The organism is Blautia sp. AF34-10 (assembly GCF_003477865.1).
GTDB classification, from domain to species: Bacteria; Bacillota; Clostridia; order Lachnospirales; family Lachnospiraceae; genus Fusicatenibacter; species Fusicatenibacter saccharivorans.
This window is the reverse complement of record NZ_QUED01000022.1, coordinates 49,116-67,151: the sequence shown is the minus strand read 5'-3', so window position 1 is coordinate 67,151 and position 18,036 is coordinate 49,116. Positions and strand designations below refer to the sequence as shown.

At 45.4% G+C, this 18,036-nt stretch carries 18 protein-coding genes and 5 pseudogenes; 22 read left to right on the top strand and 1 reads right to left on the bottom strand.

Going from position 1 to position 18,036, the window contains the following annotated elements; all coding sequences use genetic code 11:
• Positions 1-125 precede the first annotated feature (125 nt).
• The 3 genes and pseudogenes from DWZ60_RS13165 to DWZ60_RS13155 all read left to right on the top strand — a co-directional run bounded on the left by DWZ60_RS13165 (position 126) and on the right by DWZ60_RS13155 (position 2,700).
• Positions 126-2,004, top strand: a pseudogene (locus DWZ60_RS13165) (DUF4368 domain-containing protein).
• 26 nt (positions 2,005-2,030) lie between these two features.
• Positions 2,031-2,384 (top strand): TnpV protein, encoded by a 354-nt coding sequence (locus tag DWZ60_RS13160; RefSeq protein WP_117531889.1) that lies wholly within the window; start codon positions 2,031-2,033, stop codon positions 2,382-2,384.
• 16 nt (positions 2,385-2,400) lie between these two features.
• Complete coding sequence (locus tag DWZ60_RS13155) at positions 2,401-2,700, top strand: hypothetical protein (RefSeq protein WP_117531888.1); 300 nt, start codon at positions 2,401-2,403, stop codon at positions 2,698-2,700.
• A gap of 27 nt (positions 2,701-2,727) precedes the next feature.
• Here the strand turns inward: DWZ60_RS13155 and DWZ60_RS13150 are convergent, their stop codons facing one another.
• Complete coding sequence (locus DWZ60_RS13150) at positions 2,728-3,096, bottom strand: helix-turn-helix domain-containing protein (protein WP_117531887.1); 369 nt, start codon at positions 3,094-3,096, stop codon at positions 2,728-2,730.
• 235 nt (positions 3,097-3,331) lie between these two features.
• On the opposite strand from DWZ60_RS13150, the gene DWZ60_RS13145 reads away from it, so the two are divergent.
• From DWZ60_RS13145 to DWZ60_RS13050, 19 genes and pseudogenes are all read left to right on the top strand, one after another.
• Positions 3,332-3,880 (top strand): RNA polymerase sigma factor, encoded by a 549-nt coding sequence (locus tag DWZ60_RS13145; protein ID WP_031276249.1) that lies wholly within the window; start codon positions 3,332-3,334, stop codon positions 3,878-3,880.
• Positions 3,877-4,650: a hypothetical protein gene (locus tag DWZ60_RS13140; protein WP_016300379.1), complete on the top strand. Its 774-nt coding sequence runs from the start codon at positions 3,877-3,879 to the stop codon at positions 4,648-4,650. Before DWZ60_RS13145 ends, DWZ60_RS13140 begins: the two co-directional genes overlap by 4 nt.
• Positions 4,635-5,510, top strand: coding sequence for an ABC transporter ATP-binding protein (locus DWZ60_RS13135; RefSeq protein ID WP_117505414.1), 876 nt, complete (start codon positions 4,635-4,637; stop codon positions 5,508-5,510). The genes DWZ60_RS13140 and DWZ60_RS13135 overlap by 16 nt, the downstream gene beginning before the upstream one ends.
• Positions 5,503-6,609, top strand: coding sequence for a hypothetical protein (locus tag DWZ60_RS13130; protein ID WP_016300381.1), 1,107 nt, complete (start codon positions 5,503-5,505; stop codon positions 6,607-6,609). Before DWZ60_RS13135 ends, DWZ60_RS13130 begins: the two co-directional genes overlap by 8 nt.
• Before the next feature lie 5 nt (positions 6,610-6,614).
• Positions 6,615-6,767: pseudogene (locus tag DWZ60_RS13125) on the top strand (cysteine-rich KTR domain-containing protein); the annotation flags it as partial.
• Positions 6,768-6,782: 15 nt separating this feature from the next.
• Entirely contained in the window at positions 6,783-6,920 is a 138-nt protein-coding gene (locus DWZ60_RS17555; protein WP_199669423.1) for a hypothetical protein, read from the top strand.
• Positions 6,921-7,006: 86 nt separating this feature from the next.
• Positions 7,007-7,831 (top strand): annotated as a pseudogene (locus DWZ60_RS13120) (VirD4-like conjugal transfer protein, CD1115 family); the annotation flags it as partial.
• 220 nt (positions 7,832-8,051) lie between these two features.
• The gene (locus DWZ60_RS13115; protein ID WP_007037419.1) at positions 8,052-8,192 is read left to right on the top strand and encodes a Maff2 family mobile element protein; all 141 of its coding nucleotides are present in this window, start codon (positions 8,052-8,054) and stop codon (positions 8,190-8,192) included.
• 834 nt (positions 8,193-9,026) lie between these two features.
• Positions 9,027-10,946: a tetracycline resistance ribosomal protection protein Tet(32) gene (gene tet(32) / locus DWZ60_RS13105; protein ID WP_002602099.1), complete on the top strand. Its 1,920-nt coding sequence runs from the start codon at positions 9,027-9,029 to the stop codon at positions 10,944-10,946.
• 81 nt (positions 10,947-11,027) lie between these two features.
• Positions 11,028-11,481 (top strand): annotated as a pseudogene (locus DWZ60_RS13100) (helix-turn-helix domain-containing protein).
• A gap of 213 nt (positions 11,482-11,694) precedes the next feature.
• Positions 11,695-12,462 (top strand): class I SAM-dependent methyltransferase, encoded by a 768-nt coding sequence (locus DWZ60_RS13095; protein ID WP_002602097.1) that lies wholly within the window; start codon positions 11,695-11,697, stop codon positions 12,460-12,462.
• A 203-nt stretch (positions 12,463-12,665) separates the two neighbouring features.
• Positions 12,666-13,111 (top strand): annotated as a pseudogene (locus DWZ60_RS13090) (sigma-70 family RNA polymerase sigma factor).
• Positions 13,101-13,304 carry a helix-turn-helix domain-containing protein gene (locus DWZ60_RS13085; protein ID WP_002602095.1) on the top strand — a complete coding sequence of 68 codons (204 nt, stop codon included), beginning with the start codon at positions 13,101-13,103 and terminating at the stop codon, positions 13,302-13,304. Before DWZ60_RS13090 ends, DWZ60_RS13085 begins: the two are co-directional and overlap by 11 nt.
• A gap of 533 nt (positions 13,305-13,837) precedes the next feature.
• Positions 13,838-14,236, top strand: a complete 399-nt coding sequence (locus DWZ60_RS13080; RefSeq protein ID WP_002602094.1) for a plasmid mobilization protein — start codon at positions 13,838-13,840, stop codon at positions 14,234-14,236.
• Positions 14,208-15,830 (top strand): relaxase/mobilization nuclease domain-containing protein, encoded by a 1,623-nt coding sequence (locus DWZ60_RS13075; protein ID WP_002602093.1) that lies wholly within the window; start codon positions 14,208-14,210, stop codon positions 15,828-15,830. Before DWZ60_RS13080 ends, DWZ60_RS13075 begins: the two co-directional genes overlap by 29 nt.
• Positions 15,831-16,016: 186 nt before the next feature.
• Positions 16,017-16,208, top strand: a complete 192-nt coding sequence (locus DWZ60_RS13065) for a hypothetical protein (protein WP_006058351.1) — start codon at positions 16,017-16,019, stop codon at positions 16,206-16,208.
• The gene (locus tag DWZ60_RS13060) at positions 16,198-16,956 is read left to right on the top strand and encodes a phage replisome organizer N-terminal domain-containing protein (protein WP_002605636.1); all 759 of its coding nucleotides are present in this window, start codon (positions 16,198-16,200) and stop codon (positions 16,954-16,956) included. Before DWZ60_RS13065 ends, DWZ60_RS13060 begins: the two co-directional genes overlap by 11 nt.
• Positions 16,953-17,810 carry an ATP-binding protein gene (locus DWZ60_RS13055; protein ID WP_002605635.1) on the top strand — a complete coding sequence of 286 codons (858 nt, stop codon included), beginning with the start codon at positions 16,953-16,955 and terminating at the stop codon, positions 17,808-17,810. Before DWZ60_RS13060 ends, DWZ60_RS13055 begins: the two co-directional genes overlap by 4 nt.
• Entirely contained in the window at positions 17,807-17,989 is a 183-nt protein-coding gene (locus DWZ60_RS13050; RefSeq protein WP_002605634.1) for a transposon-encoded TnpW family protein, read from the top strand. The genes DWZ60_RS13055 and DWZ60_RS13050 overlap by 4 nt, the downstream gene beginning before the upstream one ends.
• The last annotated feature ends 47 nt before the right edge of the window (positions 17,990-18,036 follow it).

Here is an 18,036-nt window from a genome sequence, read left to right as displayed (position 1 = left end):
CACCGAAAGGTGTGTTACTTGTTAAGTTGACTGAACCGCCGTGTACCGAACGGTACGCACGGTGGTGTGAGAGGTCGGGAAATCACTCAGATTTCCCTCCTACTCGATTTTCAGGAGGTACAGCTATGAGAAACGAAAAAATCACCCCACTGTACGAGCGCCTGAGCCGGGACGATGAGTTACAGGGCGAGAGCAATTCCATATCCAACCAAAAACAGATGTTGGAGGATTTTGCTCGCCGGAACGGGCTGCCAAATCCTACGCATTTTACAGATGACGGTATCTCAGGCACCCGGTTTGACCGCCCCGGATTTTTGGCGATGATGGAGGAAGTGGAGGCAGGGCGTGTAGAGGCAATCGTCATCAAGGACATGAGCCGGTTAGGACGCGACTATCTGAGGTCGGTCAGGTTATGGAGGTTTTGCGGCAGCGTGGTGTTCGTCTGATTGCCATCAACGACGGTGTAGACAGTCTGAAAGGTGATGACGATTTTACCCCGTTCCGCAACATCATGAATGAATTTTACGCCCGTGATACCAGCCGGAAAATCCGCTCTGTGTTTAAGTCAAAAGGCATGAGTGGTAAGCACCTGACAGGCACCGTGATTTACGGCTACTTGTGGGATGAAAAGCGGGAACATTGGCTGGTAGATGAGGAAGCCGCCGAAGTGGTACGCCGTATCTTTTCCCTCACGCTGGAGGGATATGGGCCTTATCAGATCGCTTGCAAGTTGTCCGCAGACCGGATTGAAATTCCTGTCGTACACCTTGCCCGATTCAACGAAGGTGTGAACCGTTCAAAGCCGGTCAAAGACCCCTATGGATGGGGATCATCTACCATCGTGAACATTTTGAAAAAACGAGAGTATTTAGGGCATACCATCAATTTCAAGACCCGCAAGCACTTTAAGGACAAGAAAAGCCACTATGTTTCTGAGGATGAATGGACGATCTTTGAGAATACCCATGAAGCCATTATCGACCAGCAGACCTTTGATTTGGCGCAGAAAATCCGCAGCAATGTACGGCGTTATCCAAACGGCTGGGGCGAAGCGGCTCCCCTCACAGGTTTGCTCTATTGTGCCGATTGTGGCGGCAAGATGTATGTCCATCGCACCAACAATGGCAGGCGGATTTCTCAATATACCTGTTCCAATTATACCAAAATTCCGTGTGGGACACTATGCCTCACTCAACACCGTATCAATGAGAGCGCTGTTCTGACATTGGTTTCCGACACGCTCCGGACTATCGCTGAATATTCCAGAAATGACCGGACGGAATTTATTCACACCGTTCAGGAAACGCAGGTTGCTCAACAGAGTGCCGATATATCGAAAAAGCGCAGGCGTCTGGCTGCTGCTCAAAAGAGAGCCGGAGAACTGGAAAAACTGATTTGCAAAATCTATGAGGACAATGCCCTCGGCAAGCTGCCGGATGCACGATATAGGGCGCTTGATGCACAGTATGCCAAAGAGCAGGACGCACTTGAGATTGAAATTGCGGAGCTGGAAAAGGCTGTTACCGGCTATGAGCAGAGCCAGAAATCCGCAGAGAAATTTATAGCCCTGATTGATAAGTATGAGAATTTCGACACGCTGACAAACACCATGCTCAACGAGTTTGTAGAGAAAATCCTTGTCCACGAACGCGCCCGAAAAGGCAGCCAGGACACCACGCAGGAAATTGAAATCTACTTCAATTTTTTAGGACGCTATATCCCACCATCCTTACAGCCGGTTCCTTTAACCCCGGAGGAACAGGAAGAACTGCAGAAAAAAGAAGAACGCAAGGACAGGCTCCATCAGAACTATTTGAAGCGGAAAGCCAGCGGTGCACAGAAACGGTATGAGGACAAAATTAAGGCAAAGAAAAAAGCGGAAATGGACGCTAAGAAAGCCTGATCCGGGCTGAGGATATGAAAAAAGGCGTTTTTTCTACTGTCGGACAGCTGCCGAAAGAAGAACCACGCAAAGGCAGCATAGCAGCCAGCGCAGCAGTCTAATCATCACGAAGCAAAGGAGAATGAATATGAGTAAGTTGACTTACATTCGTTGTGGAGATTATGATATACCCAACCTAAAACTTTCTGAACAGCCGGAAACTTCTATCGGCAAGTACGGCAGAATGCGAAAATCCTACCTAAAGGAACATCGCCCCATTCTCTACAACCATCTGCTGATGAGCGAGAAGCTGTATCCACACCTGTTAGAGATTGACCGGACAGCGCAGGAGCGCGTGGACACCATGTTGCCTCACATGATGGAGACTGCGGGTGTCACGGAAGAACTGAAGGCCTGTGACCCTATGCGTTGGGTGGGGCTGATGAACACATTAACGGCACAGATTGAGGAAATTTTAATCAGGGAACTGATTTGCAGCTGAATGGGAGGTGCGGGAAATGCTGACCTTTGAAAAGATTTTGAAAGTGTTTCAGGCATATCTGGATGATGATCCACTGTATGAGGTGGTTCAGACCAGCCACGGTTATACATTGATGGCATGGGAACCCCACCGGAATGACTGGTACAGCGCTGAAATACAGAAAACCCCGGAGGATTTACGGAACGCTTTGTTGGGTACATACGCCAACTTTCTGGAAGATAAGATTACTGGAAATGACCGTGACCTGACTGTGACAGAAACCGGAGAAATCCAGCAGAGGTGCCGGGAACTTTGGGAAAAGTGCAGGGAAACATGATACAGAAACGCCAGAAGGAGGCCGCGATTATGCGTCCTCCTTCTGCTTCGCAGTCTGTTCCATTTTGAGCGCCCCGTCTATGGCACCTTCGATAATCGGCAGGTATTCTTCAGGGCAAAGCTTCAGCTTGTGGCTGACCCGCTGCCGCTGATCGCTTTCTTCCCGCATGATCTCCGGGTTAAAATACCGTTCCACGGGAAGTCCGCAGACCTTAATCAACTGGATCATCACGGGCAGGCTCGGAATCGCACCTTGATTCTCAATGTTGGCAAGATACCGCCATTCAATCCCAACCATTTCTGCCAATGTTTTTCGTGCCAGACGCCTTGCCTCTCGTGCGGCTTTGACATCTGCACCGAAGGTTTCAAAACCGGGACAATCTTCAACCTTTGCCATATAGCATCACCCTATTACATTGTATAATTCATACTTTGCCCGTGGAATGTTGCTATATGCAGGTTGATTGAAGTTTATAATTCATATATTACATCTTATATTTTTCAAGAACAGGAATTACAATAGAAGGGAAATGAAAAAAGTAAAAGAAAAATTTCTAAAGTTAAATCCTTTTGGGTTACTCAGTTGTATATTAAGTGTAAGGCGTTTTACACATGGAAGGCGGTGACACGGTATCGAAGATTTCATACTAATTAAAAAAATCCAGTCGGGTGACACAGATGCATTTGAGATAATTGTCCGAAAATATTATCAGTCAATTTATCTATTTTGTTGTCGGCGATTGAACGGCGATCCAGATACCGCCGCAGATATTACACAAGATGTTTTCTTGAAATTGTTGGAGAATATTCAATCAGTACGAAAGATCGGGAAATTTCAAAACTACCTGCTAACGATTGCTGTTAATACCTGTAACAATTATACTAAGAAAGCAAAACCCCTGTATATGGATTTAGAAACTCTTGAAGATATAGAAGATACTGATAATGCCTTTGAAAAAATTGAGCTTAACGAACTTAAAGCGCAAATTCAATATGCAATCAACACATTACCGGACTATCAAAAAGAGGTCATCATTTTACGATTTTATTATGATTTGAAAATCCGAGAGATTGCAACCATTACAAAAGCTAGTGTTTCTACTGTAAAATCTAGGCTCCAACAGGGGATTAAAAAACTGGAACGATATTTGGCTGATTTTAGAGGAGGCGATAATGTATGACCCAAAAACAAAATGGTGTATTAGAATGGTTGCAGAGTTGTGAAACGCCTGCTCCATCTGAACCTAAAATTAAAGCAGTAATCGTAGCTGGAAAAAGTTACATGAATAGTTCTGAATTCAATAAAAATTCAATGCGAGATATTATATTGAACCAACTTCAATTTCTGCCGCTTTCTTTCTGGATTGTTCAAATAATACTCACTATATGTGCAGTATTATTAGCATGTATCCTGGGCCAATGGAGGGTTCCATTTTATTATCCATTGACAATCCTTGCAGTTATGGTTCCATTCCTTGCGTTATTAGGTGCAATAGAAATATCTAAAAGCAACATCTATGGTATGTGGGAAATTGAACAGTCTAGTAGAACAACGCTGGTAAAAATTGTAGCAGGTCGTATGCTGATTATTGGAGTAATCAACCTTTTCCTAATAACAGTCATTTTAATTTCAATGGCATATATTTACCAGAAATCAATGATTGAAATGGTGTTGTATGGTTTGATTCCATTTAATATTTCTTGCACTTGTTATCTTTTTATATGTGCGAAAAGCAGGACAAATGATAGCTTGTATCATTTAATCGCTTGTATGATTTTTCTTTCTGGAACATTTTCTCTTGTACTCCATCAGCGATTTATATTTGAAGCGTCTATGTTCTGGGGATGGATTGGATTTTATGTGTTATCTATTATCCTATTAGGGAAAACACTTCAACTGTACTTGAAAAAAGAAAAAATGATTGGAGAATTGATATGGAACTTACAATAAATGATCTTTCAAAAGAATATGGAAGAAAAAAAGCTGTAAATCATTTCAGCGCAAAATTAACAAATGGTGTTTATGGTCTACTCGGGGCAAATGGTGCGGGCAAGACAACTTTGATGCGAATTATTTGCGATGTCCAAACTGAAACGAAAGGAGCCATTTTTTTTAACGGGAAAAACATTCATGATTTGGGCGAGAAATATCGTAATATCTTAGGCTACCTGCCACAAAATTTTGGCTATTATCCTAACTTTACAGCGTATAAATTTTTGATGTATATCTCTGCAATAAAGGGGCTGCCGCCTAAAAAAGCCCATAATCGCACAATGGAGCTGTTGCAGGTTGTTGATCTGCTCACACAGAAAAACGAAAAAATCAAAACTTTTTCCGGCGGTATGAAACAACGCTTGGGAATTGCTCAAGCATTACTAAACGATCCCCGTATTTTGATTTTGGATGAACCTACAGCTGGACTTGACCCGAAAGAGCGGGTGCGGTTTAGGAATCTGATTAGTTCTTTGGCAGAAAATAGAATTGTAATTTTGTCCACTCACATTGTTTCTGATGTTGAATATATCGCAAATGAGATTCTGATTATGAAAAATGGCGAGTTAATTCAACATGGTTCTCCAGAAGAAATTTTGAAGCCGATTGAAAAATGTGTTTGGGAATGTGATGTATCTCGAAAAGAGGCCGAAGAATTAGAATTGAACTATGTAACAGCAAATCTGAAACATAATAATGGTGCAGAACGGCTGAGGATTATTTCTCAAGAAGCACCATGCAGAACCGCTTGGAATGTTGATCCAACATTGGAAGATTTGTATTTATACTATTTTGCGGAGGTATCCGAGCATGAATGAAATGATAAAAGCAGAACGAAATAAAATATGTTCGAGAAAGCAAACACGAATGTTGTTTTTAGCTGGTGTGGTTCTTATCGTTGCCTATTTTTTCTTTTTTCAATTTAATTATCAAAATGTTTTCTATGATTATGACCTTGAAAAAATGGCATTAGCAAGCGGTTTTACAGCCATTGAACAACGGAAGGAAGTAGCAGAAATATTTGAAGGAAAACTCTCTCAAAATACATTACTTACTATGCAAGAAAAAATCGACCAAGCAAAACAAGCAACTGTTGGACAAGATGAAAATTCTGCTTTTTCTGCTGTTCATGTTTATCGTGACCAAGCGGCGATTCTGGAATATTTGACAAATTCTGATGGTAGTTTTAAGTCACTCGAAACAGCATATCCAAATAGTCCAACTGTGACTTTAGGATATTGTGATGGCTGGGATAAGCTATTATCTGGAATGGGGAGCATCTTGTCCATAATGATATGTTTAATTGTTGTAATCACTCTATCTCCTGTTTTCTCAGAAGAGTATGCACTTCATACAGATAGCATTATTTATTCGGCTCGGTATGGCCGAACCAAACTCACAACTTCAAAAATTATAGCGGCCTTGGAAGTTGTAATTGGCACATACCTCTTGTATTTACTGCTAAATTTAGTTCTGTATGGCTGTACCTATGGGTTACAGGGGTGGAATGTAAGCATTCAATCTTCATTACATTATGCTTCTTCAATATATAATTTGACCTTTTTGCAAATGTTCTTTATCTCTGTAATATTGAATATTTTTGGGATTGTAGCCTTGACAACTATTACATTGTTTTTAAGTGCTCAAATGAGTTCTCCTGTTACAGCGCTTATTACTTCTTGCGTCATCTGCTTCTTGCCAGTTGTGTTTGATTTTAATGATAGCCTTCCTGTTTTACAAAAAATGCAGGAAATTTGCCCGATTTTTATGCTTCATACAAACGGTATATTTTCTGATATGAAAACATATTTCGGTATGAGCCAGCCGGTCTTTATGATCATCCTTAATGTTGGATTGATATTCGTATTTTATAGACTAACAAAAAATATATCAAAGAAACATCAAGTTACGGGGTAATTTTGATGAAAGAGACAAGTTGGGTTAGTTGTCCTATATGCCATAATAAAACCCGAATAAAAATACGAATTGACACGGAATTAAGGAATTTCCCCTTGTTCTGTCCAAAATGTAAACAGGAAACGCTCATTCATGTAAAGCAACTGAATATATCCGTTACGGATGTTTTATATATGACAGGCAACGATCATGCACTGGAGAAAGCCGATCCGCTGGAATTGGCGGAAATCAAGCGGCGCTGGGAGCCATATATCAACCAGCTGCCAGACTATGCGTATCTCTGCAAAGACCTGCTGAACGGAAAAATGTAATCTATCAAACGAGGTGTCAGGAGCCATACGGTGCTTCTGGCACTTTTTTTGTGGCTTTTTTGTGAATTTGATGAAAAAGTCCTTGACAATTTGTCTCTGGCAAAACCGCTAAGTCGATTTTGATTTCCTGCGGTGCGCGTCTGGCCGTATTTGATATTGCGGAGCTACGCGAGGTTACATCCTACGATGAGTTGGAACTGGATACGCTGGGAGACAGAAAAACGGCCCTGTTCCTCATTATGAGTGATACGGATGACAGTTTTAACTTTCTCATTTCCATGTGCTACACCCAGTTATTCAACCTGCTTTGTGAAAAGGCCGATGATGTGTATGGCGGCAGGCTTCCGGTTCATGTGCGCTGTTTGATTGATGAGTGTGCTAACATCGGGCAGATTCCGAAACTGGAAAAGCTGGTGGCCACCATCCGAAGCCGTGAAATCTCTGCCTGTCTGGTGTTGCAGGCACAGAGTCAGCTCAAGGCGATCTATAAGGATAACGCAGATACCATCATCGGTAACATGGATACATCCATCTTCCTGGGCGGTAAAGAGCCGACTACCCTCAAAGAGCTGGCTGCCGTGCTGGGCAAGGAAACCATCGACACCTACAATACCGGAGAGAGCCGTGGACGGGAAACCTCCCATTCACTCAACTATCAAAAATTGGGGAAAGAGCTGATGAGCCAGGATGAGCTTGCTGTTATGGATGGAGGCAAGTGTATCCTCCAGCTGCGCGGTGTGCGTCCTTTCCTTTCGGATAAGTACGACATCACCAAGCACCCCAATTTCAAGTACACTGCCGACGCGGATGACAAGAACGCTTTTGATATTGAAGCATTCTTGTCCGCAAGGCTGAAACTCAAGCCCAATGAGGTCTGCGATGTATATGAAGTAGACACAAAGGGCGCTTAATTTCGTTCCGCTTTAGAAGGGAGTGATCTTATCTATTCGCCGCACCTGCCCTCTATGGGCCATTGGCGTACAAAGCGGACAATCGCAAGAAAAAATAATGAAAAAGGAGGACAGCCGGAATCATGCCCCCCGGAAACCGGGCGGCAGATTGTTCCGGCTTTTGTATGCCTATGAAACATGACAAACCTATTTTTTAATCAGATTCCGGCTAACAAACTATATGGCATTTTTTGAACAGGCAATCACCGTTCTTCAGACCCTCGTTATCGCGCTCGGTGCCGGTCTCGGTATCTGGGGCGTTATCAACCTGCTGGAAGGTTACGGCAACGACAACCCCGGCGCCAATGCTCATGTACGGTAAGGAAGCAAGCAACCGAAAACAAGAGATAGACCGCCAGCACTACACTATTCCGAACCAAAGACCAAAAGATAAGCATTGTGGGAAAATCTAAACTTTTGGATTTTCCTACAATGCCGACTACGGCGGAATCCTTCCCACTCCTTATATCTTTATTTCCGTATACATTGAATTTGTATTTAGTAAATGCTATAATGTCCCTATTCAAATTATAAATATGTTGAATTAGTTACATGTACATATTTTTTGTGCCGCATAAATACCCTGTTGAGGTTGTCGTTCTTTGTCCAGATGTGGAAACAATAAAAGGAAGGGAACGATACAGGGAGAAAACAGGCTATTCCGGCTTTACGGTTGAAACCTTATACGATACATTTATGCAGACAACACCACGGATCGGCTTTTGGCTGGACAATTCCAACCAAACACCACAGCAGACAGCAGAAACCATTCTGAACGCCAGAAAGTCGGTATGATTGTTACATATAAGGGGAAGAAAAATTTCTTTTAGGTACTTTCTTTCCTAAACTAATGTGATATAATAGCATCATTCCAAAAAAGGAGTAAAAAATATGCGGCAAGGTATTCTTAAATAAAACTATAATCAAATAGTGGGAACAAAGGATTATGATAGTCCCTTTTGTGGGGGCTTGGTTTTTTGTACCCAATTTAAGAATACTTTTGCCTTATCAATTTTGACATATCCGAAAAACAGCAATCACAAACAGGTGTATGCTGTATATGTGTATGTCCGCAAATTATAATCCCCAGTGGTAAAAGTATTTTACTGCTGGGGATTTTTATGCCCTTTTGGGGCTGTAAAAGGAGGACAATCACATGAAAATAATCAATATTGGAATTCTCGCCCATGTAGACGCAGGAAAAACAACATTGACGGAAAGCCTGCTGTACACCAGTGGAGCGATTGCGGAACAAGGAAACGTGGATAAAGGAACTACAAGAACAGACACTATGATTTTGGAACGGCAGCGCGGAATTACCATTCAGACAGCGGTTACTTCTTTTTGCTGGAATGATTATAAAATCAATATCGTGGACACTCCCGGTCATATGGATTTTTTAACCGAAGCATACCGCTCTTTATCTGTCCTTGACGGAGCTGTTTTAGTCATTTCGGCAAAAGACGGCGTACAGGCACAAACCCGTATATTATTCCATGCGCTTCAGAAAATGGACATTCCGACAATTATCTTTATAAATAAGATAGACCAAAATGGGATCGACCTGCGGCGTGTTTACCAAAGCATTAAAGATAAACTTACCAGTGATATGATTGTCATGCAGGAGGTTTCCCTGTCGCCAAAGATAACCATGACCGATATTTCTGATTTGGACAAATGGGATATGATTATTTCCGGAAGCGATGAACTATTAGAACGATATGTTGCAGAGGATTCTTTGGATATACAGGAATTACAATATGAAAAGTGCAAAAGAACCAGATGCTGCTCTTTGTTTCCTGTTTATCATGGGAGTGCAAAAGACAATTTAGGAACAGAAAAACTGATTGAAGCGATTACAGAAACTTTCATTACAGAAACAGACGATATTCAGTCTGAATTATGTGGATATGTTTTTAAGGTTGAGTATACAGAGCGGAAAAAACGGCTTTCTTATTTACGCCTGTATCATGGGACGCTCCATTTACGGGATACCCTGCTGCTGTCAAAAAAGGAAAAAATAAAGATTACAGAAATGTGTATTCCGTCAAATGGTGAAATCGTCCCGGTTGACCATGCCTGTCCGGGAGAAATTGTTATTTTAGCTGATGATACTTTGAAACTGAACGACATTCTGGGAAATGAAAAACTCCTGCCTCACAAAACACGGATTGATAATCCCATGCCATTACTTCGGACAACGGTAGAGCCGCAAAAGCCGGAGCAAAGGGAAGCCCTGTTAAATGCCCTCACAGAGATTGCTGATACAGACCCTCTTTTGCATTTTGACATTGATACTGTTACACATGAGATTATATTATCTTTTTTGGGAAAAGTACAGTTAGAAGTTATTTGTTCGCTATTAGAAGAAAAATATCATGTGGGCGTGGCTATGAAAGAGCCTTCGGTTATTTATCTGGAAAGACCGCAAAAAAAAGCGAGCTACACGATTCATATTGAAGTGCCGCCGAATCCGTTTTGGGCATCTATTGGTTTGACTGTAACACCGCTTCCTGTTGGAAGCGGAACACAATATAAAAGCGAGGTATCTCTCGGCTATTTAAACCAAAGTTTTCAAAATGCCGTCATGGAGGGTGTGCGTTATGGAATGGAGCAGGGCTTATATGGCTGGGGAGTGACAGACTGCCAAATTTGTTTTGATTATGGAGTTTATTACAGCCCGGTCAGCACCCCCGCTGATTTTCGTTTTCTTGCGCCTGTCGTGTTGGAGCAGGCATTGAAAAAAGCAGGAACACAACTGTTGGAACCATACCTTTCCTTTACCCTTTTTGCACCGCAGGAATATCTTTCACGGGCTTATAATGACGCACCAAAGTATTGCGCAATCATTGAATCAACCAGACTTGAAAAAGATGAAGTTATTTTTAAGGGGGAAATCCCTGCCCGTTGTATTGGTGAATATAGAAATGATTTGAATTTTTATACAAATGGAAGAAGTGTCTGCATTACAGAATTAAAAGGGTATCAGGAAACTTCCGGCGAGCCTGTGTTTCAGCCACGCCGCCCGAACAGCCGTTTAGACAAGATCCGGCATATGTTTCAGAAGATAATGTAACATCTTGCGCAATGCAAACGTTCATTGCTGGCTATTGCGAAATATCATTGATAAAATCAGCATCAGAGAGGAGGAACCATTTTGAACCAGAAACAGACGGATATTACAACAGGAAAGCAAATACGTCATCTGCGAACACAATCGGGAATGACACAGGAAGAACTGGCTGGGAAATTGAATGTTACCCGGCAGGCGCTATCGAATTGGGAGAGAGATGTTAATGAACCCGATTTAAATACGTTGAAAAAAATTTGTTTTCTTTTTGGAGTCCACATGGACGATTTTGCGAAGGAGGTAATAACAAAAATGGAAACATGTGAAAAAAGAGAAACGACAATTTAATAAGTATGATATGGCAATTGGACTTTTTTATGGTGTCGGGATATTTCTTGGCATTGGTATTTTCTTTGTTGGCGGTTTTATGACAATGTCGGGTGCAGGGTGGGGAGCATCACTATTTGGCGGTGGCTGTTTTTCTCTTGTATTTGGCTTGATATGCCATGCAGTTATTACATTGAGAAGAAATGACAAATGATGACATATCCTGCTTTCTAGTCTTTTCGGTCATATCGCGTAAAAAAGCCGCTGCTTTTGGCTTTCCAATAGCGGCGGCAAAGGGAAATATCCTTTGAATACCTTACAGAAGAAAAGTTTTGCAGCATTATAAAAATAAAAGCCTATACCATTTTGGAAAGAAAAGATACATAATAGTCAAGACGGCAACAATCAGAAGTTATGGAGGGTAACAATGGAATATAGTAAGGAAGATTTAATGGAAGCAAAAAGGCAAATTTTGGGAGTGGGAGAGAACATGGGAACAGAGGAAAGCAAAAAGATCTGGGAGAAAAACGCACAATTTTGGGATGATGCAATGGGTGACGAATCCAATGAATTTCACAGAGAGGTAGTACGTCCCAAAGTAACGGAACTTCTCTCTCCTGATCCTTCGGATTACATTTTGGATATTGCGTGCGGCAATGGAAATTATTCTTCGTATCTTGCACAGAGAGGCGCTTCGGTCGTCGCTTTTGATTACAGCAAAAAAATGATAGAATTGGCTAAAAGACGGCGATCACAATATGCAAAACAAATTGAGTTTTGCGTAGCGGATGCGACCAATAGAGAAAGCTTATTAGGATTAAAAAGAAATCGAGCCTTTACGAAAGCAGTTTCTAATATGGCAATTATGGATATTACGGATATTGAACCGCTTTTTATGGCTGTTTATGAACTATTGGAGGAAAACGGGATTTTTGTCTTTGCAACGCAGCACCCTTGTTTTATCACATTGACTGAAAAATATATGACACCGCACAGTTACTATGATATAGCGATCGAAGGGCAGCCGGAGGAGCAGATTTATTATCATCGTTCCATACAAGATATTTTTAACCTTTGTTTCAGAGCTGGATTTGTCATTGATGGATTTTATGAAGAATGTTTCAAAAACAATAAAGAAATTCCTATGGTAATGATAGTAAGGCTTAAAAAGGTAAAACGTGATAGCTTAAAATAAATTCAAGTTTGCCGGATAAATAGCAAACCCGGCCGAGCCAGTCAACGGTCAAGATGAACGGCTTCGCCCGCCGTTGACAGCCCCGCCCGGTTTTGCAGTTAGGCAGTCAAGGAGCGACAGCCTAAAGTGCTGCCGCCCCTTACTATCATAAAAAGCAACTACTAACCAGCCACAGCCCTTTTGGGAGGAAAGGGGGATTTTCCATGACCTGTACAGAAGAATATCGGGAACATATCGAGTACACTTTCCATGCCTTTTGCAAAGTCGTTATCCGAAATGCAACGATCAACGCAGCGAGGACACGGAGCAGGAAGCACAAAAGAGAAATATCCCTTGAATACCTCACAGACGAAAAGCACTACCCTTTAGGCACGACAGATGAATATTTCCAAGCCCCGGAGCCGGACGAGGATACATACTTACCCTTTGCGGCGATACGGTCATTTTCAGCAGCGGTTTACTTGCGGAAGCCCTGTCACGGCTGGACGAACGGGAGCGGGAAATGATTTACCTGTCCTTTTTCAAGCGTATTCCACAGCACGAAATTGGCAGACAGTACGGGCGCAGCCGCAGCACAGCGGGCTACCATATCCGAAAAGCCCTACGGCAGCTCCAAGCGGAAATGGAGGGAATGGCATATGAGAAATAATAGGCTTCTCCCCTATGAAACAATCGTCCAAGCCGCCAGCGGGGAGCCGGAAGCGGTGGGAACTGTATTGCAGTATTACCGCCGCCGCATACAATGTGCCGCCCGTGTGAATGGACGGGTAGACCAAGATACAGAGGACTACATCACCCAGACGCTTCTCACAGCTATTTTCAAGTTCCGCTTTGGGAGATAGCCCTACCGCCTACAACTGAATAACCGCCGCTTCGCCGGCAACCAGAAAGCAGTAAATCTATTCAACAGATTTGCTGCTTTTTTTCGTTCCTGTTTGGCATTTTTGAAAATCCCCAGTATGAAAAAACAAAAGGGAAAATAGCCGCCGCAGTTGGCAAAATCCCTTACTTATCCGTAGAGGGTATCAAAGAAAAAAATACTGCCATTGTCCGCCTATTCCGGCTTGCGTGGTGTTGTAGGGAATAGAGGGGAAATTCTAAAAATCTCCGTCCATTTTGCTTTGCGTGGTGTTGTAGGTAGTGAAAGGAAAATTTTCAAGATAAGCCGGAATAGCGGGTAGCAAAGCCCTTTTGAAACGTTTTGTTAGCGGAAAGGACGGGAGCCGGGGAACGCCGGAGTTTTTCAGAGCAAGATTCTACCACGGTGCCAAAATCCGCATATCTGCGGTTTTGCCCCTTTGGTAAATCTTGTTGGGGAGTGCCTTCCCCAAACCCTGCTATGCGCCCTGTCGGGCGAGAAAGGAGGTCACAGACCATGCGAAAGAAATACAATACGCCCCACCGCCGTCATGTGGTAAAGACCCGCATGACCGATGAAGAATACGCCGACTTCACCGGGCGGCTGGCGGCTTATGAAATCAGCCAGTCCGAGTTTATCCGGCAAGCCATACGGAAAGCGACCATACGCCCCATTGTCACCGTTTCCCCGGTCAATGACGGGCTGCTTGCCGCCCTCTCCAAGCTCACGGCAGAGTACGGGAAAATCGGCGGCAACTTAAACCAGATTGCCCGGAGCCTGAACGAATACGGAAGCCCCTACCGGGGGCTGGAAAAGGAAGTGCGGGGAGCCGCCGCCGACCTTGCCGCCTTGAAGTTTGAAGTCTTGCAGAAAGTAGGTGAAGCCGTTGGCGATACTCAAACATATCAGCTCTAAAAATGCCAACTACGGGGACGCTGAAAAATACCTCACATTCGAGCATGACGAGTTTACCATGAAGCCCACCCTTGACGCAGACGGGCGGCTCATACCGAGGGTAGACTACCGCATATCCTCTCTGAATTGTGGCGGGGAGGATTTTGCCGTTGCCTGTATGCGCTCCAATCTCCGCTACGGCAAGAACCAGAAACGGGAGGACGTAAAGAGCCACCACTACATCATCAGCTTTGACCCACGGGACGGCCCGGACAACGGCTTGACCGTTGATCGGGCGCAGGAGCTGGGCGAGAAGTTCTGCGCCGAGCATTTCCCCGGACACCAGGCCCTTGTCTGCACCCACCCGGACGGACACAGCCACACCGAAAATATCCATGTGCATATCGTCATTAACAGTCTGCGGATTGCGGAGGTTCCCATGCTGCCCCACATGGACAGGCCAGCGGACAGGAAAGCAGGCTGCAAGCACCGCTGTACGGACGCAGCTATGAACTATCTGAAAGCCGAAGTCATGGAGATGTGCCACAGCGAGGGGCTTTACCAGATAGACCTTTTGAACGGCAGCAAAGAACGCATTACCGAGCGTGAGTATTGGGCGCAGAAGAAAGGACAGGCTGCCCTTGACAGAGCCAACGCCCCTATTGCTGCGGACGGTATCGCGCCCCGGCAGACCAAGTTTGAAACGGATAAGGCGAAGCTGCGCCGGACTATCCGGGAAGCCCTTGCCGCTGCTTCCGGCTTTGATGAGTTTGCCGCCCTGCTTCTCCGGCATGGTGTGACCGTCAAGGAGAGCCGGGGGCGGCTAAGTTACCTCACGCCGGACAGGACGAAGCCAATTACCGCCCGGAAGCTGGGGGACGATTTTGACCGGGCTGCTGTCCTCTCCGTTTTGGAGCAGAACGCCGCCAGAGCCGCCGAAAAACCCGCAGCCATAGCGGAATACCCCGGCAGTATCAAAGACCGCTTACGGACGAAAAAAGAAGCGAAAAACGCCCCGAACAATGACGCTGTACAGCGCATGGTAGACATAGCCGCCAAGCGAGCCGAGGGGAAAGGACGGGGCTATGAGAAGTGGGCGACCATGCACAACCTCAAACAGATGTCGGCTACCCTCATGCTCTACCAGCAGTATGGCTTTTCTTCCCCGGACGAGCTGGACGCTGCCATTTCCGCAGCCAACACCGCCACGCAGGAGAGCCTTGCCGGACTGAAAGGGCTGGAAGCCGCTATCCGGGAGAAAAAGGAATTGCAGCGCAACCTTTTGGGCTATATCGGCACGAAGCCCGCCCGTGACGGTCTGAAAGCGCAGAAATCGGAGAAAGCCCGGAGAGCCTACCGGGAACAGCACGAAAGCGATTTTATCATAGCGGACACAGCCGCCCGTTATTTCCGGGAGCATGGAATAACCAAGCTGCCAGCCAGCAAAGCCCTGCAAAGGGAGATTGAGCAGCTTACCGTCCAGAAGAACGCCGGATATAACGACTACCGGGAGAAACGCCAGCGGGCGCAGGAGCTTCAGACAGTCAGACGCAATATCGACCAGATTTTAAGGGGCGCACCGAGCCAGCAGAAAAAGCGTGAACAGGAGCGTTAAAGACCGCCCCGAAATGATACCGAAACCCTACAAAAATACAGGTATGATATGAACCCTTACCGCAATACTCCCCGACTTCCAAACGGGGCTTACAGGGCAGAAAAAGCCCGAAAATGATACCGAGAACATACAGAAAATGCCCCCTATCCCGCTACACCGATAGGAACGGCAGAAAGGAGCTTACCATTGCCGAGAATGAGCAAGAAGCGGCGGCTGGAATGGTCTTTCTTCCTCAACCACCGCAACCGTATCACTTACAACGACCTATGCCGGGGCTGCACCCGTGACTGCAAACAGAGCTTCCGGGCGGTTATCATACTATGCCCTCGCTATTATTCCAAACGCTGGAAAAAGGAGGACGCAGCCTATGGCAGATAACCGCAAATATTACTACCTCAAGCTGAAAGAGAGCTATTTTGACGATGATGCAATCGTTCTGCTGGAAAGTATGCAGGACGGCGTTATCTATTCCAACATTCTCTTGAAGCTGTACTTGAAATCGCTGAAAAACGGCGGGAAATTGCAGCTTGACGAGAATATCCCCTACACCGCCCAGATGATTGCGACCATTACCCGCCAGCAGGTAGGTACCGTAGAGAGAGCTTTGAAAATCTTTATGAAGCTGGGGCTTGTGGAGCCTTTGCCAAGCGGCGCACTCTACATGAGCAACATTGAGCTTTTAATCGGCCAGTCCTCTACCGAGGGGGAGCGCAAGCGCAGGGCGCGGCTGGCTTTGCAGGAACAAAAAGCCCTGCCGCAGACAGGGGCGGACAAATGTCCACCATATCGAGCGGACATTTGTCCACCAGAGATAGAGATAGAGAAAGAGATAGATATAGAAATAGAAAAAGAGAGAGAGTTAGAAACGGGACACCCCGCCCCCGCCGCCTATGGCAGATACCACAATGTCATTCTTTCCGATACGGAGCTTGACGGGCTGAAAACAGAGCTTCCCGGCAAGTGGGAGTATTACATTGACCGCCTATCCTGCCATATCGCTTCCAGCGGGAGGAAATACAAGAGCCATGCAGCCACGATTTTCAAGTGGGCGCAGGAGGACGCAGCCAAGAAAGCCCCGAAAAAGGGCATACCCGATTATACCTGTAAGGAGGGCGAGAGCTTATGACGAATGGATTTGATGAAATGATTTTGAATATGACCGACACCACGCCGGAGCCGGAGGACTACACCGGCGAGGACGGGCTTTTATACTGCGGGAAGTGCCACAAGCCCAAAGAGGGCTATTTCCCCAAAGAAACCGCCGCATGGCTGGGGCGTGACCGCCACCCGGCAGAATGTGACTGCCAGCGGGCAGAGCGTGAGGAACGGGAAGCCGCAGAGAAACAGCGCAGTCACCTTGAAACTGTCGAGCGGTTGAAGCGGCGGGGCTTTACAGACCCGGCTATGCAGGGCTGGACGTTTGAGAACGACAACGGCAAGTGCCCGCAAATGGAACACGCCCATTTCTATGTGGAGAACTGGGAAACCATGAAAGAGCGCAACATTGGCTATCTGCTATGGGGCGGCGTTGGCACAGGCAAGAGCTATTTTGCGGGCTGTATCGCAAATGCCCTTATGGAGCGTGAAATCCCCGTGTGCATGACAAACTTTGCATTGATATTGGGTGACCTTGCCGCCAGCTTTGAGGGCAGGAATGAATATATCTCCCGACTTTGCAGCTTCCCGCTGCTTATCCTTGACGATTTTGGAATGGAACGGGGAACGGAATACGGCTTAGAGCAGGTCTACAACGTGATTGACAGCCGTTACCGCAGCGGCAGGCCGCTGATCGTCACGACTAATCTCACGCTGGAGGACTTGCAGCACCCGGAGGACACCGCCCACGCCCGCATTTATGACCGTCTGATTGAAATGTGTTCTCCTGTCCGCTTTACCGGGAGCAACTTCCGAAAAGCCACGGCGCAGGAGAAAATGGGACAACTGAAAAAGCTGATGAACAGAAAGGAGAGCCGCCTATGACCAACACCCCAAAGAATGACCGCAGCACCCGCCGCCCGGATTGCGTGACGGAAATCCGCATAGGTAATTCTGTCCTTGTCGTTTCCGGCTATTTCAAGCAGGACACCACCGCCACCGCCGCCGATAAAATGCTGAAAGTGCTGGAAGCGGAAGCTGCTACACAAAAATCGGCAATTTGACGGGACGTAAAGAAGCAGAAAGGACTGTACAGCCAGCCCCGGCGTGT